Raw genomic sequence first — 21,916 nt, 5'->3', positions numbered from 1 at the left:
TGACCTAAAGACTCCCCACAGGGGGATGCGCCCAAATGCGCGGTGAATGGGAGCCGTCCATCCCAGAAGCGGGTGGCCGGAAGCGGGAGGCGCGATTGTACCCGTCCCGCGCGCTAGGCTCCCATCCCTAGTGCCGGTTGCTCCGGTCTGATGCGCCTAAAATCGCGCTTTGTTTATAAACACCTCTTTCATGCCCAAGGCCAGCCCCCCCTCTAGCGACACTGTGAAGCCGCCACTGCCGGACACCTATGAAGCCTCCATGGCGGAGCTTGAAGCGCTGGTGGGCCGGCTGGAGTCTGGCGACCTTCCACTGGACCAGCTGTTGACCAGCTACCAGCGTGGCTCAGCCTTGTTGCAACACTGCCGCGACAAACTGCAGGCGGTAGAAGAGCAAATCAAAGTACTGGACGACGGGGTCTTGAAACCCTGGAAACCACAATGAACTCGACCACCGAACTCTGCACCGGCTTCGGGCTGGACGCCTGGATGCGCGAGCGCCTCGACCGCGTGGAGCGCGCGCTGGAGGCCTGGATTACCGCCGATGTGCCCCAAGGCGAAGACCACGGTGCCCCGGCGGCGCTGGTCGACGCCATGCGCTATGCAGTGCTCGACGGTGGCAAGCGATTGCGCCCCTTGTTGGTCTTGGCTGCGCACGAGGCGGTTGCGCCGCTGGGGCATGGCTGTGATGCAGGCGCCTTGCGGGCAGCCTGCGCGGTGGAGCTGATCCACGCCTACTCGCTGGTGCATGACGACATGCCTTGCATGGACAACGATGTGTTGCGCCGGGGCAAGCCTACGGTGCATGTGCAGTTTGGCGAAGCCAGAGCCTTGCTGGCGGGCGATGCCTTGCAAGCGTTGGCCTTTGAGTTTTTGACGCCAAACGACGGCTCGGTGCCCTGCGTGGTGCAGGCACGCTTGTGCGGCTTGCTGGCCCGTGCCGCCGGTAGCGCAGGCATGGCCGGCGGGCAGGCGATTGACTTGGCCAGCGTAGGCTTGCCCCTGACTGAAATCCAGTTGCGCGAAATGCACCAGCTCAAAACCGGCGCCTTGTTGCAGGGCAGTGTGGTGATGGGGGCGCAATGCGCACAACCTCCTGCTGATGTGCTGGCCGCGCTGGAGGCCTATGGCGCAGCCATCGGGCTGGCGTTTCAGGTGGTGGACGATATTTTGGATGTCACCGCCGACTCCGCCACCCTGGGCAAAACCGCCGGCAAAGACGCCGACAACGACAAACCCACCTACGTGTCCCTCATGGGGCTGGAGGCCAGCCGTGCTTATGCGCAGGACCTCCACCGCCAGGCACTCCAGGCGCTGGACGCCAGCGGCCTGCAGGACACGGCTGCGCTGCGTGCCTTGGCCGACATGGTGGTGGACCGGGCCCACTAAATATGTAAAAAATGCCTCTGGCGCCTATCAATAGTGCGCGAGTAGCTACTAAAAGAATAGCAAATGTCACCACATAACACCTCTGCTGCGCCCTTGTTGCCGACCATTGACAGCCCCGCAGCCATGCGCAAGCTGCAGCGCCCGCAGTTGCAGACCCTGGCCGATGAGTTGCGTCACTACCTGTTGCACAGCGTAGCGGGCACCGGTGGGCACCTGAGCTCTAACCTCGGCACGGTAGAGCTCACGGTGGCGCTGCACTATGTGTTCAACACGCCGGATGACCGCATCGTGTGGGACGTGGGTCACCAGACCTACCCGCACAAAATCCTGACCGGCCGGCGTGACCGCATGCACAGCCTGCGCCAGTTCGGCGGGCTCTCCGGTTTTCCCCGCCGCGAGGAAAGTGAATACGACACCTTCGGCACCGCCCACTCCAGCACCTCGATTTCCGCGGCGCTGGGTATGGCGCTCGCCTCCCGCATCAAGGGGGAGGACCGCTATTCGGTGGCAGTCATCGGCGATGGCGCAATGACAGCCGGCATGGCCTTTGAGGCCCTGAACAACGCCGGGGTGGAAGACTGCCGCTTGCTGGTCATCTTGAATGACAACGACATGAGCATCAGCCCGCCGGTGGGCGCGCTCAATCGCTACCTCGCCCAGCTCATGAGCGGGCAGTTTTATGCGGCTGCCAAAAATGTGGGTAAAAGCGTGCTCAAAGGCGCGCCGCCCTTGTTTGAGTTGGCCAAGCGCCTCGAAGAGCAGGCCAAGGGGATGGTGGTTCCGGCCACCTTGTTTGAGAAATTCGGCTTCAACTACATCGGCCCCATCGATGGCCATGACCTCGAGTCCTTGATTCCGACCTTGGAGAACATCAAGCAACTCAAGGGCCCGCAGTTCCTGCATGTGGTGACCAAAAAAGGCCAGGGCTACAAGCTGGCCGAGGCTGATCCGGTGGCTTACCACGGCCCCGGCAAGTTTGACCCTGCCATCGGATTGGTCAAGGCCGCTACCCCCGGCAAAACCACGTTCGCCCAAGTGTTCGGTCAGTGGCTGTGCGACACCGCTGCGGCGGACGAGCGCCTGGTGGGAATCACCCCTGCCATGCGCGAAGGCTCTGGCATGGTGGAGTTTGAAAAGCGCTTTCCTGCTCGCTACTTTGACGTGGGCATTGCCGAGCAACACGCAGTCACCTTTGCTGGCGGGCTTGCGACCGAGGGCCTCAAGCCGGTGGTGGCGATTTACTCCACGTTTTTGCAGCGGGCCTATGACCAGTTGATCCACGACGTTGCGCTGCAAAACCTGCCGGTGGTGTTTGCGCTCGACCGGGCGGGCCTGGTCGGAGCCGATGGCGCCACCCACGCGGGTGCGTACGACATTCCGTTCTTGCGCTGCATTCCCAACATGAGCATTGCCTGCCCTGCGGACGAGAACGAATGCCGTCAGCTACTGAGCACGGCCTATGCCCAAAACCACCCGGTGGCGGTGCGCTACCCCCGGGGCAGCGGTGCCGGTGTCGCGGTGAATAACTCGTTGGAGGGCCTGCCCTTCGGCAAAGGTGAGATCCGCAAGCAGGGCAGCGAAATTGCAATCCTGGCCTTCGGCACCCTGCTTCAGCCTGCACTTGCCGCGGCCGAGGCCTTGGGTGCCACCGTGGTGAATATGCGTTGGGCCAAGCCGCTGGATGTCGATTTGCTGTTGCAGATTGCCGCGACCCACAGCGCTCTGGTGACCGTGGAAGAGGGTGCCACCATGGGCGGCGCTGGCTCTGCGGTTTTAGAGGCTTTGCAGGCCGCCCGCGTGAATTTACCGGTGTTGCAACTGGGCTTGCAGGACGCATTTATTGAGCATGGCGACCCTGCCCATTTGCTGCGTTTGCAGGGTTTGGATGCAGACGGAATCCAGGCCTCCATCCGCCAGCGTTTCGGCAGCTTGCTCACCCATTTGGTGCGTGTTGTGTAAGTTGTCAGTCAGTTAGCCACACAGGGGTCTGTACGAGGCTTGCAAGAAGCTGAAGACCCCGTGTGAAGAGGGCACTTGTCGAGGGAAAACCCCCACGATTCGCTGCACCCACGTTCCTACAATCGCGCTTGACTATCACAGTCCTTGTGGGGCGACACCATTGCGCCACAAGCTGGTTACAACACAATTACCGGAGTAAAGCGAATGGATCGTCGTTCAATTATCAAAAACGCAGGTATCGCCGGCGTCTTGGCTGCTGGTGCAGCCCCCGCAGTGCACGCACAGGCCGCCATTCGTTGGCGTCTTGCTTCCAGCTTCCCGAAGGCGCTGGACACCATCTTCGGCGCAGCCGATGTGTTCGCTAAAAAAGTGGGCGAAATGTCCGGTGGCAAGTTCACCATCACCACCCATGCCGGCGGCGAGTTGATGCCCGCCTTCGGTGTGGTGGACGGTGTGCAAAACGGCACCGTGGAAATGGCCCACACTGCGCCTTACTACTTCTTCGGCAAGGACGAAACCTTTGCCTTGGGTTGCGCGATTCCTTTCGGCCTGAACAGCCGCCAGATGACCGCTTGGATGTACGAAGGCAACGGCGGCAAGCTGATGCGCGAGTTCTACGCCAAGTACAACATCGTGAACTTCCCCGGTGGTAACACCGGTGCCCAAATGGGTGGCTGGTACCGAAAAGAAATCAAGTCCGCTGCAGACATCAAGGGCTTGAAGTTCCGCGTGGGCGGCTTCGCCGGCAAGGTCATCGAACGCATGGGCGGTGTGCCACAAAACATCCCTGGCGGTGAAATCTACACGGCCTTGGAAAAAGGCACCATCGACGCTGCAGAGTGGGTCGGTCCTTACGATGACCAAAAGCTCGGCTTCGGCAAAGTGGCTCCCTTTTACTACTACCCCGGCTGGTGGGAGGGCGGTCCCCAGTTGGACTTTTTCATCAACGACAAAGCATTTGCGTCCCTGTCCCCAGAGAACAAGGCGATCGTGGAAGCTGCGGCTTCTTACGCCCACGTGGAAATGCAGGCCAAGTACGATGCCCGCAACCCCAAGGCTCTGAAAGAGCTCGTGGGTGCCAAGGTCAAGGTCATGCCTTTCCCCAAAGACGTGCTGGATCTGGCGTTCAAAGAAGCCATGGCTCTGTACGCTGAAATCAGCGCCAAGAACCCGAACTGGAAAAAGGTCTACGACGACTACGCAGCCTTCCGCAAGGACCAGAACCTGTGGTTCCGCTTTACTGAAGCGCGTTTCGACAGCTTCATGCAAGCGCAAAAGCTGTAAGCTCGCCGCTTCACGCTGTCCAAAAGCCCCGCTCTGCGGGGCTTTTTTTTGCCTCAAGGCTTTTCGCGACGACCCTGTCGCAGCCTTCTCCAGCCTGAGTCCCTGGGGTACAAGGCACCCCATCAGGCAGCGCATCGGGCGCCGTTCAAGCGCCGTATCAAGTGCCCTTCAAATGCCCATAAAAAAAGCCGGAGCAGCGTGGGCTGCTCCGGCTCAGGGGAAAGATGCAGAAGAGGGTGCTGCTCTGCGTCAGGGCTTCTTGGCCGCGTCTTTGGCGGCATCTTCCAAGGCTTTCATGGGGTCTTCTTCCTTCGCTGCATCGGCGGGGGCTGCATTGGCGTCTTTGGCAGCGTTGTCCATGCCGGCCAGGGGGTCCGCAGCTTCTTCCGCCTTAGGGGTATCGAGCTGCTCCATGATCTGGTCTGCACTTAAGGATTCCACCTTTTCAATACCGCCCGTCACCAGGTTCGGGAAGGCAATCACCGCGACCACCATGATCAACTGCAAGATGATGAAGGCAATAGAGCCTTTGTAAATCTCGATGGTCTTTACCGATGGGATCAACTTGCCGGTGACACGGTCCTTGTAGTCGAACTTGGCAGCTACGCTGCGCAGGTAGAACAAAGCGAAGCCGAATGGGGGCGTCAGGAACGAGGTCTGCAGGTTCATGGCGATGATCACGCCGAACCAGATCATGGCCTGGTCCGGTGTCATGCCGGGCACCAAGCCGGGCAAGATCTTCTCTGCCACGGGGGCCAGCAAGGGGATCACGATGAAGGCGATTTCAAAGAAGTCGATGAAGCAGCCCAGAATGAACACCAGAATGTTCACCACAACCAGAAAGCCCCAAGCGCCGCCGGGAATCTTGTCAAACAGGTGTTCCACCCAGATGTGGCCATCGGCCGCATTGAAGGTAAAGCTGAACACGGTGGAGCCGATCAAGATGAACAAAACAAACGAGGCCAGTTTGGCGGTGTTCTCGAGCGCCTGCTTGAGCAGCGGCATGTCCAAGCGGCGCTTGCCGAAGGCCAGAATCAGCGCGCCCAGTGCACCCATGGCACCACCTTCGGTGGGGGTAGCCACGCCCAAGAAGATCGTGCCCAGCACCAGGAAGATCAGGATCAGCGGTGGCATTAGCACGAACGTGACCTGCTCGGCCAGTTTGGACAACAGCCCCATTTTGGTGACGCGGTTGATGATGGCCAGTGCCAAGCCTGTCAGCGAGGCCAGTGTGAGGGACAGGATGACGATTTCATCGCCAGCAGAAGGAGTCGCGCGTTCCAACCATTTTGTGAGCAGACCGTTATGGACCTGCGCCCAGGCGAAACCGACACCTGCACACACCAACACCAAGGCCAATAGGGACTTGTGGCCGGAGGCGCCGTTGTCTTCTTTGTAGAGCAATGCTTCGGGCGGCAGTGCGGGCACCATGGCCGGCTTGAAGATAGCCACTGCCACAATGAAGGCGATGTAGAGACCCACCAGCAGCAAGCCGGGGATCAAGGCGCCGGAGTACATGTCTCCCACCGAGCGGCCCAACTGGTCAGCCAGCACGATCAGCACCAGCGATGGCGGAATAGCCTGCGCCAAGGTGCCCGAGGCGGTAATGGTGCCGGTCGCAATGGTGCGGCTGTAACCGTAGCGCAGCATCACGGGCAAAGAAATCAGACCCATGGAAATCACCGCCGCAGCGACCACGCCGGTGGTGGCAGCCAACAAGGCACCCACCAGAATCACTGCAATTGCCACACCGCCGCGCACCGGTCCGAAGACCTGGCCCACGGTTTCCAGCAGGTCTTCCGCCATGCCGGAGCGTTCCAGAATAATCCCCATGAAGGTGAAAAACGGAATCGCCAGCAGGGTGTCGTTCTGCATGATGCCGAAAATTCGCAGCGGCAAGGCTTGGAACAGGGCGGCCGGGAAAATGCCAGCCTCAATGCCAACAAAGCCCAACGCCAGGCCGGTCGCAGCCAGGCCGAAGGCCACAGGAAAGCCGGTCAACAGGACGATGAACAGCGTGATGAACATCAGGGGCACAAACTGCTGTGCCAGGAGTGTGGTTTGCATTTATTTGTCTCCAGCCAACATCTTGGCGGTTTGGGCTTCGAGCTCTTCGAGCTTCTTTTGGTCGTCGGATTTCGACTCTTCGCTGCTCAGCACGTCAGGTCCGTTACCGGTCAGGAAAGCCAAGCGCTTGATGAGCTCTGACACCCCTTGCAGCATCAAGAGGCTGAAGCCCAGGGGAATCAGGGCATAGGCGGGCCAGCGGATCAGGCCCCCTGCGTTTTGCGACATTTCTCCGCTTGCCAAGGCTTGTGAGAAAAAGGGCCAACCCAGTGAAACACTGATAAGGCAGAAGGGGAACAGCACCAACACAATTCCGCCTACATCGACCCAGTTGCGGGTCCGGTCGCTCAGCTTGGTGGAGATGAAGTCAATGCGGACATGGGAGTTTTTCAACAAGCCGTAACCCGCGCCCAGCATAAACACAGCGGCAAACAGGTACCACTGAATTTCCAACAAACCGTTGGAGCTGACATTGAAGAATTTTCGGACTAACGCATTTCCAGCGCTGATCAGGGTGGTGGCCAGAATCAGCCACATGGTGAGTTTGCCGACCCAGGTGCTGAGCATGTCGATCAGCCTGGACAGTGAGAGCAGGGGTGCCATGGTGTCTCCGTTTGTAGTTATCCCAATGCCTTGCGCGCAGAGGCGCAGGCCCGTTTCAAGAACCTACGGAGTCTAAGCCTTGCCCCCGCGTTTGCGGCTGAAGAAACCCTGACGGGCAGCCCTAGGGGTAAACCATAGCTTGCCGTGGGCAAGCACGAGTAAAAGGGGACGGGAGTTTTGCGAATTTCGCCTGCGCTTTTAAGAGAAAAGTGCCTCTGGCCCTCTTAGATCATGCGTGAGTAGCTATAAAAAACGTAGCAGTTCGCAAGCCTGCGATGGTGAGGGCGAGCGAACCCAGCAGGTGAATGCCCGCTGTCCCGAGTGCCAGCAGGTAGCGCTGTTGGCCGAGCATGGCGACCACTTCGGCCGAGAAGCTGGAGAAGGTGGTCAGGGCACCCAGAAAGCCTGTGACCAGCGCAAGGCGCCAAGCGGGATCGAGCTGGGGCATGGCCTGGAAAACGGCGACGCAGATGCCGATCAAATAACCGCCGATGAGATTGGCCGCCAAGGTTCCCACCGGAAGCACCGTGCCCGCAGTAGCAACCGGATTGAGCCAGAGGCCCAATTGCCAACGCGCAAGTGCACCGGTGCAGGCACCCAGGCAGATCGCAAGGACGGGCAGCATTATTTGTCCCCGGCCGTGTAGGCAGCACCGTTCACGGTAAGCCCTTGGCCGGACAGCTTGGCCGCGGTAGCGGGCTTGACGCCTTTCACCCGGGCCATGAAGTCGCGCCAGTCCAGAAAGGGGCCGGTTTCGCGGGCTTGCAATATGCGCGCGGTGCTGCTCGGGCCGAGGCCGCGCATGCCATCGAGTTGCGCCTCGGTTGCCTGGTTAATTTCCAAGGCGTGGGCGGTGGTAAAGGCAAGGCTCGCCAGAACCACAACCGCCATGCGCTGAAGGATAGGTGGGACCGTAGAGTGCATGACAGGCTTCCCTTGGAGTCGGGGCTCAGGCCTTGCGGCTGGCAAGCCAGTCGACATATTTGCCGACGCCGGTTTGCACATCGGCAAAGGCGTGGTCGCAGCCGGTTGCGCGCAAGGCGCTCAGATCGGCCTGGGTGTAGCACTGGTACTTGCCGCGCAGGGCGTCCGGGAAGGGCACATATTCCACCAGGCCTTGTGCTGCTACGTCCGCGAGGGTGAGGGGCGCCTCACCGCGCAAGCGCCGCATGGAGTTGACCACGGAGCTCGCCACGTCGTTAAAGGGCTGCGCACGACCGGAGCCTAGGTTGAAAATGCCGCTTTGGGATGGGTGGTCAAAGAACCACAGATTGACCGCCACCACATCGTCAATGAAGACGAAGTCCCGCATCTGGCCGCCTTGCGGGTAGCCCCCATATTCGCCAAAAAGCTTGACCTTGCCCTCAGTATTGAACTGGTTGAATTGGTGAAAGGCGACGCTGGCCATGCGGCCCTTGTGCTGCTCACGCGGCCCGTAGACATTGAAGTAGCGGAAGCCCACGACTTGCTGCGTCCTGCCGGCACGGGTCCGCTCAAAGTGGTTGCCGCACTCGCGCCGCATGCGCTGGTCAAACAGGAGTTTGGAGTAGCCGTAGACGTTCAGGGGCGCTTCAAAGGCCGGGTCTTCGCGGAACGTGTCTGAGCCGCCATACGTAGCAGCGCTGGACGCGTAGAACAAGCGGGCACCGCGCTTCTGGCAGGCTTGAAACAAGTGCCATGAGAGGGTGTAGTTGTTGGCCATCATGTACTTGCCGTCTTGCTCCATGGTGTCGCTGCAGGCACCTTCATGGAACACGGCTTCCACCTGCCCGTAGTGACCTGCCGCAAACTCGTCATAGAAGGTGTCCATGTCGACGTAGTCGGCAATTTTCAAATCGACCAGATTGCAGAATTTGTCGCCCTGCTTGAGGTCGTCGACTGCGATGATGTCGGTCATTCCGCGGGCATTCAGTCCCGCAATGATGTTGCTGCCAATAAACCCGGCCGCGCCGGTGACCACGATGCGTGTCATACAAAAAGCTCCTCATGGGACACCGTCGCGGTGCCGAATTTCCCCACCACAATGCCGCCGGCCCGATTGGCCAGAGGGACTGCGTCGCGCAGGCTCATCCCTGCACCTACCAGCGTTGCCATGGTGGCAATGACGGTATCGCCCGCGCCGGTGACATCAAACACTTCACGGGCCTGCGCGCTCACGTGCAGGTGCCCGCCCTCATCAAACAAGGTCATGCCCTCTTCGCTGCGGGTGAGTAGCACGGCGTCGAGCTGCAGTTGACGACGCAGGGCGTGCACCTTCGTGTGCAGCTCCTCTTCGCTTGCCCACATGCCGATGACTTGTTGCAGCTCGGCGCGGTTCGGGGTGATGACGGTGGCCTGCTGGTAGCGCGAATAGTCGCTGCCTTTGGGGTCTATAAAAATGGGTTTGCCCGCTGCGCGCGCACCCGCAATCATGTCGCTCACATGGGCGAGACCGCCCTTGCCATAGTCGGAGAACAGCACCGCGTCGTGCTCCGCCAGCAGGCGGCTGAAGGAGGCAGTCTGGGTGGCCAGTACTTCGCTTTTCGGTGTGTTTTCAAAATCAAGCCGGATCAGCTGCTGTTGCCGCCCGATAACGCGGAGCTTGACCGTGGTCTTGAGGTCGGAGTCCCGGCCGAAGTGGGTGCGTATGCCCGTTTTGGCGACCAGCGCCTCCAGTTTGTGGCTGGCTTCATCATTGCCCACCACGGTGAGTAGCGATGCCTGTGCGCCCAGTGTCGCGGCGTTGAATGCCACGTTGGCAGCACCGCCACAACGCTCTTCCTCGTGGGTGATGCGCACCACCGGCACCGGGGCTTCGGGGGAGATGCGGTCGACCGCACCGTACCAATAGCGGTCCAACATCACATCGCCAACGACCAGCACGCGGGAGGCGGAAAGTTTGTTTTTTGTCATGCTCATGGGGTTACAGCTCCTCTACCCGGCGGGCCGGGTAGCTGTCCCAGGCTTGGCAGCCCGGGCATTGCCAGAAGTGCAGCTTGGCTTCGAAGCCACAGGCCGCACAGCGGTAGCGGGTAAGGGGTTTGACCGCATGGTCCAGCGCACGCTGAACCTGGGGGTGAAAGGCTTCCCGCTCCAGCTTTTCGCCGGCGATCCATTTGGTGGCCGCTACGAGCGAGGGTTCTTTTTCAAGGTGTCGGGCATACCAGTCCCGCGCGGTGGGGGTGAGTTCCTGGCTGCTTGCTTCCAGCATGACGATCGCATCGAGCACGTCCAAGGAGGGCACCTCGAGGTAGGTCGCTTTGAGCAGGGTGAGTGTTGCGTCGCCTTCACCGGCTGCGATGGCGCTTTGTGCCAGCAAAGGGGCGATCAAGGGAATGGCGGTGGGGGCTGCGTGCAGAGCCTCGGTGAGGCCTCGCCAGGCCCTGTCGGCGTGCCCGGAGCGCGTCCAGAGGGCGGCGAGGTCGATACGCGGGCGGGGAACCTGCGGGGCACTGGCAATGGCTTGTTCCAGTAGCGCACGCGCAGCGGAGTCATCACCTTGGGCCAGCAAGGTTGCCGCTTGCTCGCAGAGGTAGTGGGCGAGCCTGCCGGTAAAGCTGCCTTGTCCGAAGGCCTCCAGCTTGCGGGCGATGCCGGCTGCGTGTTCCCAGTCGCGGGAGCGCTCGTAGTTGGCCAGCAAGGCCAACCGGGCCTGTGCTTCAAACCGCGTGCCTTCGAGCTTGAGTAAAGCTACTTCGGCACGGTCCAGTAGTCCGGCTTTCAGGTAGTCCAAGGCCAATGCATGTTGTGCGCGGTGCTGGTCATCCTGGCTGAGGTCGCCACGGGACAGCAGGTGCTGGTGTACCCGGACGGCACGTTCGTACTCTCCACGCCGACGGAATAAATTACCGAGTGCGAAGTGAAGCTCCGAGGTGTCGGGGTCGCTCTGAACGGCTTCAATAAAGGCATCAATAGCCTGATCCTGCTGTTCGTTCAACAAGAAATTCAGGCCCTTGAAATAGGCTTTCGGGGCTTGCCGGTTTTCCAGCCGCAGCTGCCGCAGGTCGAGCCGCGAGGCGAGCCAACCCAACACAAAGGCCAGCAGCAGGCTGATCAGCAAAAGGGAAATATCAAAGTCCATGCGGAGGCACTAAAGGCGTTGCGTTCGTTTCTGCGGCCAGGGTGGCGCGGGCGGAGTCGGCGTCAGAGCGGGCATGGCGTGCGGCGCTGCGGTGTCTCCACCAGCGCGGGACCATCCCGAGGACCCCGATCAACAGGCCGGCCGCAAACGCGCTCAGCACCACGAGCACCATGGGGGCGGTCCAGCGGGTGCCGAAGAAAAAGTACACCGTAGCGTCGCCTTGGTTATTCAGGGCGAAAGCAAACAGGGTAAAAAAAATGGCCGCTTTAAGTAGCCACTTAAAGAGCCATGCGATCTGTTTCATTGATCTCCTCGTTGTCGAGGGATTCTACTCAGGGTTTCGACTGGGATTCCAGCTCGGCAGTGCGAGTGTCGACCGCTTCACGTAAAGCTTTTCCGGGCTTGAAGTGGGGGACCCGTTTTTCGGGAATCGCCACGCTTTCGCCGCTGCGGGGATTGCGACCCATGCGGGGAGGGCGACGGTTGATGGAGAAGCTGCCGAAACCACGGATTTCAATGCGGTGGCCACGGACCAAGGCGTCATTCATGGCGTCCAGAATGGACTTCACGGCGAATTCAGCATCGCGGTGGGTCAGTTGCCGGAAGCGGTTGGCCAGTTCTTCAACAAGGTCGGAGCGGGTCATAGCGATCTAGACAGAATATACGAAGAAAAAACGACCGGTGCAGTGAAGCAGCCGGTCGTTCAATCAGGTCAGCAACAACAGATTAGTTGTTGTTGTCCAGCTTGGCGCGCAACAAAGCGCCCAGGCTGGTGGTACCAGCGGAGCCGGTGTTCTGGTTCAGGGATTGCATAGCTTCGTTCTGGTCAGCCATGTCTTTCGCCTTGATGGACAACTGGATGTTGCGGGTCTTGCGATCCACGTTCACCACCACTGCAGTCACTTCGTCGCCTTCTTTCAGCACGTTGCGAGCGTCTTCAACGCGGTCGCGGCTGATTTCGGAAGCGCGCAGGTAACCCAGGATGTCGTCGCCCAGATCGATTTCAGCGCCCTTGGCATCGACAGTCTTGACCTTGCCGGTCACGGTCTGGCCCTTGTCGTTCACGGACACGAAGGTCGTGAAGGGGTCAGAATCCAACTGCTTGATGCCCAGGGAGATGCGCTCGCGGTCCACGTCCACGGCCAACACGATGGCTTCAACTTCCTGGCCCTTCTTGAATTCGCGCACGGCGGTTTCGCCGGATTCGTTCCAAGACAGGTCAGACAGGTGCACCAGGCCGTCGATACCAGCAGCCAGACCGACGAACACGCCGAAATCGGTGATGGATTTGATCGGGCCCTTCACGCGGTCGCCGCGCTTGGTGTTCTGAGCAAATTCTTGCCAAGGGTTGGCCTTGCACTGCTTCATGCCCAAGGAGATGCGACGCTTGTCTTCGTCGATTTCCAGAACCATGACTTCGACTTCGTCACCCAGGGCAACGATCTTCGAAGGAGCCACGTTCTTGTTGGTCCAGTCCATTTCGGACACGTGCACCAAACCTTCGATACCGGGTTCGAGTTCCACAAACGCGCCGTAGTCGGCGATGTTGGTGATCTTGCCGAACATGCGGGTACCTTGGGGGTAACGGCGGTTCACGCCCATCCAAGGATCGTCGCCCATTTGCTTCAGACCCAGAGACACGCGGTTCTTTTCGGTGTCGAACTTCAGGATCTTGGCAGTGATCTCTTGACCAGCAGTCACCACTTCGGATGGGTGACGGACGCGGCGCCATGCCATGTCAGTGATGTGCAACAGGCCGTCGATACCGCCCAGGTCCACGAACGCACCGTATTCGGTGATGTTCTTGACCACGCCTTGCACCACAGAACCTTCTTTGAGGGTGTGCATCAGCTTGGCGCGCTCTTCGCCCATGGAGGCTTCCACCACAGCGCGGCGGCTCAGCACCACGTTGTTGCGCTTGCGGTCCAGCTTGATAACCTTGAATTCCAAGGTCTTGTTCTCGTACGGAGACAGATCTTTGGTAGGACGTGTGTCGACCAGCGAACCGGGCAGGAATGCGCGGATGCCGTTGACCAGAACGGTCAGACCGCCCTTGACCTTGCCGGAGGTGGTGCCGGTCACGAATTCGCCGGACTCCAAGGCCTTTTCCAAGGACATCCAGGAAGCCAGACGCTTGGCCTTGTCACGGGACAGGATAGTGTCGCCGTAGCCGTTTTCGACGGAGTCGATAGCCACCGACACGAAGTCACCCACTTGGACTTCGATTTCGCCCTTGTCGCTCTTGAATTCTTCGATTGGCACGTAGGCTTCAGACTTGAGGCCGGCGTTGACAACAACGAAGCTGTGCTCGATGCGGACGACTTCAGCGGTGATAACTTCACCGGTGCGCATTTCCGAGCGTTGTAGCGATTCTTCAAATAGGGCTGCGAAAGATTCAGACATGAGGTTTGCGATTTGCATCGCGGGTTAAGTTGTTGAACCCCAAAACTCTCGGTGTGAACCGGTGCACTGACGCGCGAGAGGAGTTTCGGGGACCAGGTTTGCTTTTCAGGCGAAGGCTAGAAAGGCTGTTTGTCTTGCCACCAGTTCAGCACGGTTTGAACCGACGAATCGACGGTTAATTCCGAGTTGTCCATTAGCAAGGCATCTTGCGCAGGTTTGAGGGGTGCAACGGTCCGAGAAGAATCCCGGGCGTCGCGGGCCTCTAGGTCCGCGCGAAGACTGTCGAGTGTAGCGGGAATCCCTTTGGCAATCAACTGCTTCAGTCTGCGCTCCGCACGGCATGCGGCGCTGGCAGTCAGGTAGACCTTCAGAGTGGCCTCCGGAAAGATCACGGTGCCCATGTCGCGGCCATCGGCAACCAGGCCCGGCAGTTGGCGGAAATTGCGTTGCAAATCAATCAGTGCAGACCGCACGGCCGGAAAGGCAGATACCTTGGAGGCGTTCATGCCGGCTTCTTCAGTGCGGATTGCTTCGCTCACATCCTCGTCCGCCAACCAGATATGGCTGCCTTCAAAGTGAATCGGCAAGGTTTTCAAGAGCGCCACGATGGCGGATTCGTGGGCCAACTCCAGAGGAATGCCGGCCCGTGTCGCTGCCAGGCCGGTGATGCGGTACAGCGAGCCGGAATCCAGAAAGTGGTAGCCCAGCTTTTCAGCCAGCACTGCTGCCAGCGTGCCTTTGCCGGAGGCCGTGGGGCCGTCGACACACAGGACCGGTATAGCGCCGGGTGCTGACGATGCCACCGAGAACAGAGTTTCAAAATAATCCGGGAAGGTCTTGGCAACACACTTGGGGTCTTCAATGCGCAAGGGCACACCCGCCGGGTTGAATGCGGCCAGTGAAAAGCACATGGCGACACGGTGGTCGTCGTAGGTGTGGATGCTGGCAGCCTTCCAGGCTTGCGGCGTGGCCGGTGGAGTCACCTGGAGGAAGTCGGCGCCTTCCACCACGGTGGCTCCGAGTTTGCGCAGCTCGGTGGCCATGGCGGCGATCCGGTCTGTTTCCTTGACGCGCCAGCTGGCAATGTTGCGCAAGGTGGTCGTTCCATTGGCGTACAGCGCCATCACCGCCAGGGTCATGGCGGCGTCCGGAATGTGGTTGCAGTCCAGGTCGATGGCCTTCAGGGGCCAGGCGCCGCGTTGGATGTGCAGCCAGTTCGGGCCGCTTTCGATCTTCGCACCCATGGCCTGTGCGGCTTCCATGAAGCGGATGTCGCCCTGGATGGAGTCAGCGCCCACGCCCTGGACTTTGATGCCATTTTGGCCACTAGCCCCGGTAGATAGTGCGCCGAGTGCTATGAAATAGCTAGCACTGGAGGCGTCGGCTTCTACGTGGATATCGCCCGGTGCGCTCAGCTTGGCACCTGCGGGAATGGTGAAGCGCTCCCAGCCATCACGCCGGACCTGCACGCCAAAGCGGGCCAGCAGGTTCAAGGTGATCTCGATGTAGGGGCGCGAAATCAGTTCGCCCACCACCTCGATCACGATGTCTTTGGTCGCGACGAGCGGCAAAGCCATCAACAAAGCAGTCAGAAATTGGCTGGAAACATCGCCGCGCACTTTGATGGGAGCGTCGAGCTGCAAGGCGGGCGTACCCAGCTTCAGGGGCGGGTAGCCCTCGTTGCCCAAGTAGTCAATGGCGCAACCCAACTGACGCAGAGCGTCCACCAGGTCGCCAATAGGCCGCTCGTGCATGCGCGGCACGCCGCTGAGTTCAAAGTCGCCGCCGACCACCGCGAGGGCGGCCGTCAAGGGGCGCATGGCGGTGCCGGCATTGCCGAGGAACAGCTTGGCGGAACCGTTGGGCAGCTTGCCGCCCAGGCCGGTGATCCTGACAACAGCGCCTGACTGTTCGACCGCACAGCCCAGTGTGCGCAGTGCAATCAGCATGACGCGGGTGTCGTCCGAGTCCAGCAAATCGTGGATGGTCGTGGTGCCCTCGCTCATGGCGGCCAGCAGGAGCACGCGGTTAGAAATACTTTTGGAGCCGGGAAGGGTGACTGTGCCGGCAGCATGTGCCAGGGGCGGCAGGTCGAGGAAGGCAGTAGAAAACATTATTTGTTGTGTTTGGTCGCCATCGTCCAGGTGGCACGGGTATGGCTGGCTTGTTCAATCAACCCTTCGAGGGCATCGCCGTTGCCGCTGGAGATCATCAACTCCATGGCTTGCAGCGTGCGCTGAAAGATCTTGCTCTGCTCGAGCAACTCCTCGCGATTGGAGATCATGATGTCGCGCCAGATTTTGGGGTCGCCTGCCGCAATGCGGGTGAAGTCGCGAAAGCCGGGGCCCGCGAGCGACAGGTAGTCTTTGCCTTGGGTTTGACCGCTGATGCCGTTCATCAGGGCAAATGCAATCAGGTGCGGCAAGTGGCTCACCGCCGCAAACGCGGCATCGTGCTGCTCAGGCGACATTTTCAGAACCCGGCAGCCCAACGCGGACCAGACATCGACTGCTTTTTGCAGCTGGGTGGTCAGCGTGCGCTCGATGGGGGTCAGGATGATCTGCTTGCCGGTGTACAGATCCGGATCCGCGTGCTCTACGCCGGACACTTCTTTGCCCGCAATCGGGTGGGCCGGCACGAAAGAGCCGATGTGCTCACGCAGGCCGCGGCGGCCGGCGTCGATCACATCGCGCTTGGTGGAGCCCACATCCATGATCAACATGTTGGGCGTCACCAGGTGTTTGATGGCTTTGAAGGTCGACTCCGTGGCCGAGACCGGCACCGCAATCAACACAATGTCGGCGCCGGACACCGCCAGCAGGGCCGAGGGCGCTTCAATGTCGATCACGCCCATTTGCCGTGCGCGCTCGGTGGTGGACGGCGATTTGCTGTAGCCCACCACGCGCTTGACCAGCCCGGCCCGCTTCAAGGCCAAAGCGAAGGAGCCGCCCATCAAGCCGCAACCAATCAGACCGAGTTGTTCAAACATAAGTGAGGTCCTGCAGTTTGCTCAATCTGCCAAAGGGTAGGTGCCCAACACCTTGTAGAAGGCGCAGAGTCCGGCAAGGTCATTCAGTGCCGCCGCCACAGGGGGCTGCGAAGGGTGTCCCTGCAGATCAATGTAGAAGTAATACTCCCACTGCCCGCTGCGGGCGGGTCGCGACTCAAACCGGGTCATGGAGACGCCATGCTTTTTCAGGGGCACCAGCATGTCGTGGACGGCCCCCGGCTTGTTGGGCACCGACACCACCAAACTGGTGCAGTCTTTGCCTGAGGCCTGTGGTGCGGGCAACACGCTGGGCAGGCACACCACCACAAAGCGGGTGCGATTGAATGCTTCGTCTTGAATGGCGTGAGCCGCAGTGTGCAGCCCGAATTCGGAGCCTGCGCGTTCGCTGGCAATGCCCGCCCATGCCGGGTTGCCGGCCGCCAAGCGGGCGCCCTCGGCATTGCTCGACACAGCGCGGCGCTCCGCGTTGGGGAGGTGGGTGCTCAGCCACTGTTGGCATTGCGCCAGTGCCTGGGGGTGCGCCAATACAACTTCAATGCCGTCCAGCGAAGCCGTTGTGCGCAGCAAGTGGTGGCGCACGAGCAGGCTGATTTCGCCCACGATGTGGAGCGGCGAATTCAGTAGCAAATCGAGCGAGCGGGTGACCACGCCTTCGGTGCTGTTTTCTACCGGCACCACGCCGAACTCTGCAGAGCCTGCAGTGGCAGCGTGAAACACTTCGTCGAAATTGGCGCAGGGCACATGGGTGATGCTGGAGCCGAAAAAGCGCAGTGCAGCCTCTTCACTGAAGGTGCCTTTGGGTCCGAGGTACGCCACACGCTGCGGCGCCTCCAGCGCGCGGCAGGCCGACATGATCTCGCGCCAAATCACCGCGACGCTGCTGTTTTTAAGCGCGCCATCGTTAGCGCCTTGCAGAGTCTGGATGACCTGCGCTTCGCGCTCAGGGCGGAAGACGGCGGAGCCTTCTACTTTTTTGATCTCGCCCACCTCGTGGGCCAAGCCCGCGCGGCGGTTCAGCAGGGCGAGGAGTTCGAGGTCGAGTGCGTCGATGAGGATGCGCAGTTCTGGGAGTGTTCGTGCCATGGTGTGCCTTAGCCGTGGGTCCGCTCGAACTCGCGCATGTACGCCACCAGCGCCTGCACACCCTCCAAGGGAATGGCGTTGTAAATGCTGGCGCGCATGCCGCCTACCGATTTGTGACCCTTGAGTTGCAGCAAGCCAGCCTCTTTGGCGCCGGCCAGAAAGGCGTCGTTAAGGCTCTCATTGCGCAAGAAGAAAGGAACATTCATGCGCGAGCGGGCATTGCGCGCCACGCCGTTCAGGTAGAAGCCGGTAGCGTCAATGGTGTCGTACAGCAACTCGGCCTTGGCGATGTTGCGGGCCTCCATGGCGGCGACACCGCCCTGGCGCTTGAGCCACTGGAATACCAAGCCTGCGATATAGATCGAGTAGGTGGGCGGGGTGTTGTACATCGAGCCGTTGTCGGCCACGGTCTTGTAGTCAAACGCGCTGGGGCAAATGCTCTGGGCATGACCCAGCAGATCTTCGCGCACCACCACCAGGGTCAAGCCTGCAGGGCCGAGGTTCTTTTGGGCGCCGCCAAAGGCCAGGCCCACGCGGCTCCAGTCCACCGGCCGAGAGGCGACATGGGAGGAGAAGTCAATCACCAGTTCGGCCTTAGAGCCGAGCGCCTTCAGGTCGGGCAGGTTCTGGAATTCGATACCGTTGATGGTTTCGTTGCTGCAGATGTGTACATAGCTGGCCTCGTCACGCAGCTCCCAGCTGGCCGCAGGGGGAATGGCAGTAAAGCCATCGGCCTTGCCCGTGGCAGCGAGGTGGGCGCTGCAGTATTTGCCCGCTTCCTTGAGCGACTTTTCACTCCAGCTGCCGGTCACCACAAAGTCCGCAGCACCCGCGCCACCATGGGCCCGCACACCGCTCAAATTCAGTGGAACGATGGCGTTTTCCGCCAAACCACCGCCCTGCATGAAGAGGATTTTGAAGTTAGCAGGCACTGCCAGCAGCTCACGCAGGTCGGCCTCGGCAGCTTCGTAAATGCTCAGAAACTCTTTGCCGCGGTGGCTCATTTCCATCACGCCCATGCCACTCAAGCGGCCGCTGGCGTCGGGCCAGTTCAGCATCTCGGCGGCGGCTTGTTCCAACACTTCGGCTGGCATGGCGGCCGGTCCGGCCGAAAAGTTGTAGGGGCGTTGCATCGATGGTTTTTAAGTGAAATCGGGGTCTAGCCCTCGTGGAATGTGCGGGAGCAGCTATCAAATTGATAGTTATTCTGCGGCCGGTGCATCTCCCTCGTTGCCGTCTTGGGCATCGTCTGCGCCCTCAGCCGAGTCGATCGCGTCGACCGGGTTGGCGTCGTTTTCCACAATGCGCTGCAGTCCGCTGAGCTTGGAGCCTTCGTCCAGTCCGATCAGGGTCACGCCCTGCGTGGCGCGGCCCATTTCACGGATTTCGCTCACCCGGGTGCGCACCAGCACACCCTTGTCGGTGATCAGCATGATTTCGTCGTCGGCATGTACCAGCGTGGCCGCCACCACTTTGCCGTTGCGCTCGGATTGCTGGATGGCAATCATCCCCTTGGTACCGCGGCCATGGCGGGTGTATTCGGTGATGTTGGTGCGCTTGCCGTAACCGTTCTCGGTGGCAGTCAACACGCTTTGTTGCTCGTCTTCGGCCACCAACATGGCGATCACGCTCTGCGTCTCGTCGAGCATCATGCCGCGCACACCACGCGCATTGCGGCCCATGGGGCGCACATCGTTTTCGTCAAAGCGCACGGCCTTGCCGCCGTCGCTGAATAGCATGACATCGTGTTTGCCGTCGGTCAAAGCGGCGCCGATCAAAAAGTCGCCTTCGTCCAAGTCCACGGCAATGATGCCGGCCTTGCGCGGGTTGCTGAATTCGTCGAGTGCGGTCTTCTTGACCGTGCCCATGCGGGTGGACATGAACACATATTGGTCGGCCGGGAAGGTGCGCTTCTCGCCGGTGAGCGCCAGCACCACCGTGATTTTTTCGCCTTCTTGCAGGGGGAACATGTTCACGATAGGGCGGCCACGTGAGCCGCGCGAGCCTTGCGGCACTTCCCAGACCTTGAGCCAGTACAAGCGGCCGCGGTTGGAGAAGCACAGGATGTAGTCATGCGTGTTGGCCACAAACAGCTGGTCGACCCAATCGTCTTCCTTGGTGGCGGTGGCTTGTTTGCCACGGCCACCGCGTTTCTGCGCGCGATATTCGTGCAAGGGCTGGCTCTTGATGTAGCCGCTGTGGCTCATCGTGACCACCATGTCGGTAGGTGTGATCAGGTCTTCAGTGGACAGGTCGAACGAGGAGTGCTCTACCAAGCTGCGGCGAGCGCCGATTTTGGTCTGGCCGAATTCCTGTTTCACATGGCCCAACTCTTCACCAATGATCACGGCCACGCGGGCGGGTTTGGCCAGGATATCCAGCAGATCTTCGATCTCGGCCATCACGTCTTTGTATTCGGCAACGATCTTGTCCTGTTCCAGACCGGTCAGGCGCTGCAGGCGCATTTGCAGGATTTCCTGCGCTTGCGTTTCAGACAAGCGGTACAGGCCATCATTGCCCATGCCGAATTCTCTTTCCAGGCCTTCGGGGCGGTAGTCGTCTGCATTCACCACGCCACCATCGGCACGGGTGCGGGTCAGCATCTCGCGGACCAGTTTGCTGTCCCACGGCCGGTTCATCAGTTCCAGCTTCGCCACGGGCGGTGTGGGGGACTCGCGGATAATGCGGATGAAGTCGTCGATGTTGGCCAGAGCAACCGCCAAGCCTTCCAGCACGTGGCCGCGCTCGCGGGCTTTGCGCAAGTTGAACACTGTGCGACGGGTCACCACTTCACGGCGGTGGTCCAGGAAGACTTCAATCAGGTCCTTCAGGTTGCACAGCTTAGGCTGGCCGTTCACCAGCGCCACCATGTTGATGCCGAAGGTGTCTTGCAACTGGGTTTGCTTGTAGAGGTTGTTCAACACCACTTCAGGCACTTCGCCGCGCTTGAGCTCGATGACCAGGCGCATGCCTGACTTGTCAGACTCGTCCTGGATGTGGCTGATACCTTCAATCTTCTTCTCGTGCACCAGTTCGGCCATGCGCTCTTGCAGGGTCTTTTTGTTGACCTGGTAGGGGAGCTCATCCACGATGATGGCCTGACGCTGGCCTTTGTCGATGTCTTCAAAATGGCAGCGTGCGCGCATGACCACGCGGCCGCGGCCGGTGCGGTAACCGTCCTTCACACCCTGAATGCCATAGATGATGCCGGCGGTCGGGAAGTCTGGCGCCGGAATAATGTCCATCAACTCGTCGATGGTCGCTTGCGGGTTCTTCAGTAAATGCAGGCAAGCATCGACCACTTCGTTCAGGTTGTGGGGCGGAATATTGGTAGCCATGCCCACCGCAATACCGCCGGAGCCGTTCACCAGCAGGTTGGGAATGCGGGTAGGCATCACCAAGGGTTCTGTTTCGGAGCCGTCGTAGTTGGGGCCGAAGTCGACCGTTTCTTTGTCCAGATCGGCCAACAATTCGTGGGCGATTTTCGCCAAGCGGATTTCGGTGTAGCGCATCGCAGCAGCGCTATCGCCGTCGACGGAGCCGAAGTTGCCCTGGCCGTCTACCAGCATGTGCCGCATGGAGAAGTCCTGCGCCATACGGACGATGGTGTCGTACACCGACTGATCCCCGTGCGGGTGGTATTTGCCGATGACGTCGCCCACGATACGTGCCGACTTTTTGTAGGCACGATTCCAGTCATTGTTGAGCTCATGCATGGCATAGAGCACCCGGCGGTGAACCGGCTTCAGGCCGTCCCGCGCATCGGGCAATGCACGGCCCACGATTACGCTCATCGCGTAATCGAGGTAACTGCGGCGCATTTCCTCTTCAAGACTGATGGGCAGGGTTTCTTTGGCGAACTGGGTCATGGGTAGGTCTGTCTATCAATGTCGAGGACAACCTTGGATTCTACGGCCGCCAGCGTGTAGCACGAATGCAACATCAATGTGCAAGCTTCGCCAATAGCGGAACTAGTTGGCAATGGCGTTATTCACCTCCGCGCCGCTATGGCACAATCATGTGAACGTCTTTGGTGCATCAGCCTTGGGGCGTCACAAATC

General features: G+C 60.3%; 19 protein-coding genes. 4 read left to right on the top strand and 15 right to left on the bottom strand.

Features of this window, described 5'->3' with window-relative positions:
• Positions 1–190: 190 nt before the first annotated feature.
• From xseB to QZW03_RS04875, 4 genes are all read left to right on the top strand, one after another.
• Complete coding sequence (xseB, locus tag QZW03_RS04890) at positions 191–442, top strand: exodeoxyribonuclease VII small subunit (RefSeq protein WP_296508974.1); 252 nt, start codon at positions 191–193, stop codon at positions 440–442.
• Positions 439–1,386, top strand: coding sequence for a polyprenyl synthetase family protein (locus tag QZW03_RS04885; RefSeq protein ID WP_296508817.1), 948 nt, complete (start codon positions 439–441; stop codon positions 1,384–1,386). The genes xseB and QZW03_RS04885 overlap by 4 nt, the downstream gene beginning before the upstream one ends.
• Positions 1,387–1,449: 63 nt before the next feature.
• On the top strand, positions 1,450–3,345 hold the full coding sequence (gene dxs, locus QZW03_RS04880) for a 1-deoxy-D-xylulose-5-phosphate synthase (RefSeq protein ID WP_296508815.1): 1,896 nt from the start codon (positions 1,450–1,452) through the stop codon (positions 3,343–3,345).
• A 204-nt stretch (positions 3,346–3,549) separates the two neighbouring features.
• The gene (locus QZW03_RS04875) at positions 3,550–4,629 is read left to right on the top strand and encodes a TRAP transporter substrate-binding protein (protein ID WP_296508813.1); all 1,080 of its coding nucleotides are present in this window, start codon (positions 3,550–3,552) and stop codon (positions 4,627–4,629) included.
• A gap of 249 nt (positions 4,630–4,878) precedes the next feature.
• Here the strand turns inward: QZW03_RS04875 and QZW03_RS04870 are convergent, their stop codons facing one another.
• The 15 genes from QZW03_RS04870 to gyrA form a co-directional block, all read right to left on the bottom strand.
• On the bottom strand, positions 4,879–6,696 hold the full coding sequence (locus QZW03_RS04870) for a TRAP transporter large permease subunit (RefSeq protein WP_296508810.1): 1,818 nt from the start codon (positions 6,694–6,696) through the stop codon (positions 4,879–4,881).
• Positions 6,697–7,299 (bottom strand): TRAP transporter small permease subunit, encoded by a 603-nt coding sequence (locus QZW03_RS04865; protein WP_296508808.1) that lies wholly within the window; start codon positions 7,297–7,299, stop codon positions 6,697–6,699.
• 229 nt (positions 7,300–7,528) lie between these two features.
• The gene (crcB, locus tag QZW03_RS04860; protein WP_296508807.1) at positions 7,529–7,924 is read right to left on the bottom strand and encodes a fluoride efflux transporter CrcB; all 396 of its coding nucleotides are present in this window, start codon (positions 7,922–7,924) and stop codon (positions 7,529–7,531) included.
• Positions 7,924–8,223, bottom strand: a complete 300-nt coding sequence (locus tag QZW03_RS04855; RefSeq protein WP_296508806.1) for a helix-hairpin-helix domain-containing protein — start codon at positions 8,221–8,223, stop codon at positions 7,924–7,926. Before QZW03_RS04855 ends, crcB begins: the two co-directional genes overlap by 1 nt.
• Positions 8,224–8,248: 25 nt before the next feature.
• Positions 8,249–9,271 carry an ADP-glyceromanno-heptose 6-epimerase gene (gene rfaD, locus QZW03_RS04850; RefSeq protein WP_296508805.1) on the bottom strand — a complete coding sequence of 341 codons (1,023 nt, stop codon included), beginning with the start codon at positions 9,269–9,271 and terminating at the stop codon, positions 8,249–8,251.
• Entirely contained in the window at positions 9,268–10,197 is a 930-nt protein-coding gene (rfaE1, locus tag QZW03_RS04845) for a D-glycero-beta-D-manno-heptose-7-phosphate kinase (protein ID WP_296508803.1), read from the bottom strand. Before rfaE1 ends, rfaD begins: the two co-directional genes overlap by 4 nt.
• A 4-nt stretch (positions 10,198–10,201) precedes the next feature.
• Entirely contained in the window at positions 10,202–11,359 is a 1,158-nt protein-coding gene (gene lapB / locus QZW03_RS04840; protein ID WP_296508801.1) for a lipopolysaccharide assembly protein LapB, read from the bottom strand.
• A complete protein-coding gene (locus QZW03_RS04835) occupies positions 11,349–11,663 on the bottom strand; it encodes a lipopolysaccharide assembly LapA domain-containing protein (RefSeq protein WP_296508800.1) in 315 nt (104 codons plus the stop codon). Before QZW03_RS04835 ends, lapB begins: the two co-directional genes overlap by 11 nt.
• Before the next feature lie 28 nt (positions 11,664–11,691).
• Positions 11,692–12,003 carry an integration host factor subunit beta gene (locus QZW03_RS04830; RefSeq protein WP_296508797.1) on the bottom strand — a complete coding sequence of 104 codons (312 nt, stop codon included), beginning with the start codon at positions 12,001–12,003 and terminating at the stop codon, positions 11,692–11,694.
• Between the two features lie 82 nt (positions 12,004–12,085).
• Positions 12,086–13,762, bottom strand: coding sequence for a 30S ribosomal protein S1 (rpsA, locus tag QZW03_RS04825; protein ID WP_087496962.1), 1,677 nt, complete (start codon positions 13,760–13,762; stop codon positions 12,086–12,088).
• A 116-nt stretch (positions 13,763–13,878) separates the two neighbouring features.
• Positions 13,879–15,876, bottom strand: a complete 1,998-nt coding sequence (locus QZW03_RS04820) for a bifunctional 3-phosphoshikimate 1-carboxyvinyltransferase/cytidylate kinase (protein WP_296508795.1) — start codon at positions 15,874–15,876, stop codon at positions 13,879–13,881.
• A complete protein-coding gene (locus QZW03_RS04815; protein ID WP_296508793.1) occupies positions 15,876–16,751 on the bottom strand; it encodes a prephenate dehydrogenase/arogenate dehydrogenase family protein in 876 nt (291 codons plus the stop codon). The genes QZW03_RS04820 and QZW03_RS04815 overlap by 1 nt, the downstream gene beginning before the upstream one ends.
• A 21-nt stretch (positions 16,752–16,772) precedes the next feature.
• The gene (gene pheA / locus QZW03_RS04810) at positions 16,773–17,855 is read right to left on the bottom strand and encodes a prephenate dehydratase (protein ID WP_296508791.1); all 1,083 of its coding nucleotides are present in this window, start codon (positions 17,853–17,855) and stop codon (positions 16,773–16,775) included.
• Between the two features lie 8 nt (positions 17,856–17,863).
• Entirely contained in the window at positions 17,864–18,988 is a 1,125-nt protein-coding gene (serC, locus tag QZW03_RS04805; protein WP_296508790.1) for a 3-phosphoserine/phosphohydroxythreonine transaminase, read from the bottom strand.
• A 69-nt stretch (positions 18,989–19,057) separates the two neighbouring features.
• On the bottom strand, positions 19,058–21,724 hold the full coding sequence (gyrA, locus tag QZW03_RS04800) for a DNA gyrase subunit A (protein WP_296508788.1): 2,667 nt from the start codon (positions 21,722–21,724) through the stop codon (positions 19,058–19,060).
• Between the last annotated feature and the right edge of the window lie 192 nt (positions 21,725–21,916).

The sequence above is a fragment of the Rhodoferax sp. genome, from assembly GCF_013297935.1.
Taxonomy (GTDB): domain Bacteria; phylum Pseudomonadota; class Gammaproteobacteria; order Burkholderiales; family Burkholderiaceae_C; genus Allorhodoferax.
Note: the sequence above shows the minus strand (reverse complement) of the source record. Positions and strands in the feature narration are given on the sequence as shown.

Coding starts and splice junctions, on each gene's coding strand:
- xseB (WP_296508974.1), top strand. CDS start 191: ATGCCCAAGGCCAGCCCCCCCTCTAGCGACACTGTGAAGCCGCCACTG.
- QZW03_RS04885 (WP_296508817.1), top strand. CDS start 439: ATGAACTCGACCACCGAACTCTGCACCGGCTTCGGGCTGGACGCCTGG.
- dxs (WP_296508815.1), top strand. CDS start 1,450: ATGTCACCACATAACACCTCTGCTGCGCCCTTGTTGCCGACCATTGAC.
- QZW03_RS04875 (WP_296508813.1), top strand. CDS start 3,550: ATGGATCGTCGTTCAATTATCAAAAACGCAGGTATCGCCGGCGTCTTG.
- QZW03_RS04870 (WP_296508810.1), bottom strand. CDS start 6,696: ATGCAAACCACACTCCTGGCACAGCAGTTTGTGCCCCTGATGTTCATC.
- QZW03_RS04865 (WP_296508808.1), bottom strand. CDS start 7,299: ATGGCACCCCTGCTCTCACTGTCCAGGCTGATCGACATGCTCAGCACC.
- crcB (WP_296508807.1), bottom strand. CDS start 7,924: ATGCTGCCCGTCCTTGCGATCTGCCTGGGTGCCTGCACCGGTGCACTT.
- QZW03_RS04855 (WP_296508806.1), bottom strand. CDS start 8,223: ATGCACTCTACGGTCCCACCTATCCTTCAGCGCATGGCGGTTGTGGTT.
- rfaD (WP_296508805.1), bottom strand. CDS start 9,271: ATGACACGCATCGTGGTCACCGGCGCGGCCGGGTTTATTGGCAGCAAC.
- rfaE1 (WP_296508803.1), bottom strand. CDS start 10,197: ATGAGCATGACAAAAAACAAACTTTCCGCCTCCCGCGTGCTGGTCGTT.
- lapB (WP_296508801.1), bottom strand. CDS start 11,359: ATGGACTTTGATATTTCCCTTTTGCTGATCAGCCTGCTGCTGGCCTTT.
- QZW03_RS04835 (WP_296508800.1), bottom strand. CDS start 11,663: ATGAAACAGATCGCATGGCTCTTTAAGTGGCTACTTAAAGCGGCCATT.
- QZW03_RS04830 (WP_296508797.1), bottom strand. CDS start 12,003: ATGACCCGCTCCGACCTTGTTGAAGAACTGGCCAACCGCTTCCGGCAA.
- rpsA (WP_087496962.1), bottom strand. CDS start 13,762: ATGTCTGAATCTTTCGCAGCCCTATTTGAAGAATCGCTACAACGCTCG.
- QZW03_RS04820 (WP_296508795.1), bottom strand. CDS start 15,876: ATGTTTTCTACTGCCTTCCTCGACCTGCCGCCCCTGGCACATGCTGCC.
- QZW03_RS04815 (WP_296508793.1), bottom strand. CDS start 16,751: ATGTTTGAACAACTCGGTCTGATTGGTTGCGGCTTGATGGGCGGCTCC.
- pheA (WP_296508791.1), bottom strand. CDS start 17,855: ATGGCACGAACACTCCCAGAACTGCGCATCCTCATCGACGCACTCGAC.
- serC (WP_296508790.1), bottom strand. CDS start 18,988: ATGCAACGCCCCTACAACTTTTCGGCCGGACCGGCCGCCATGCCAGCC.
- gyrA (WP_296508788.1), bottom strand. CDS start 21,724: ATGACCCAGTTCGCCAAAGAAACCCTGCCCATCAGTCTTGAAGAGGAA.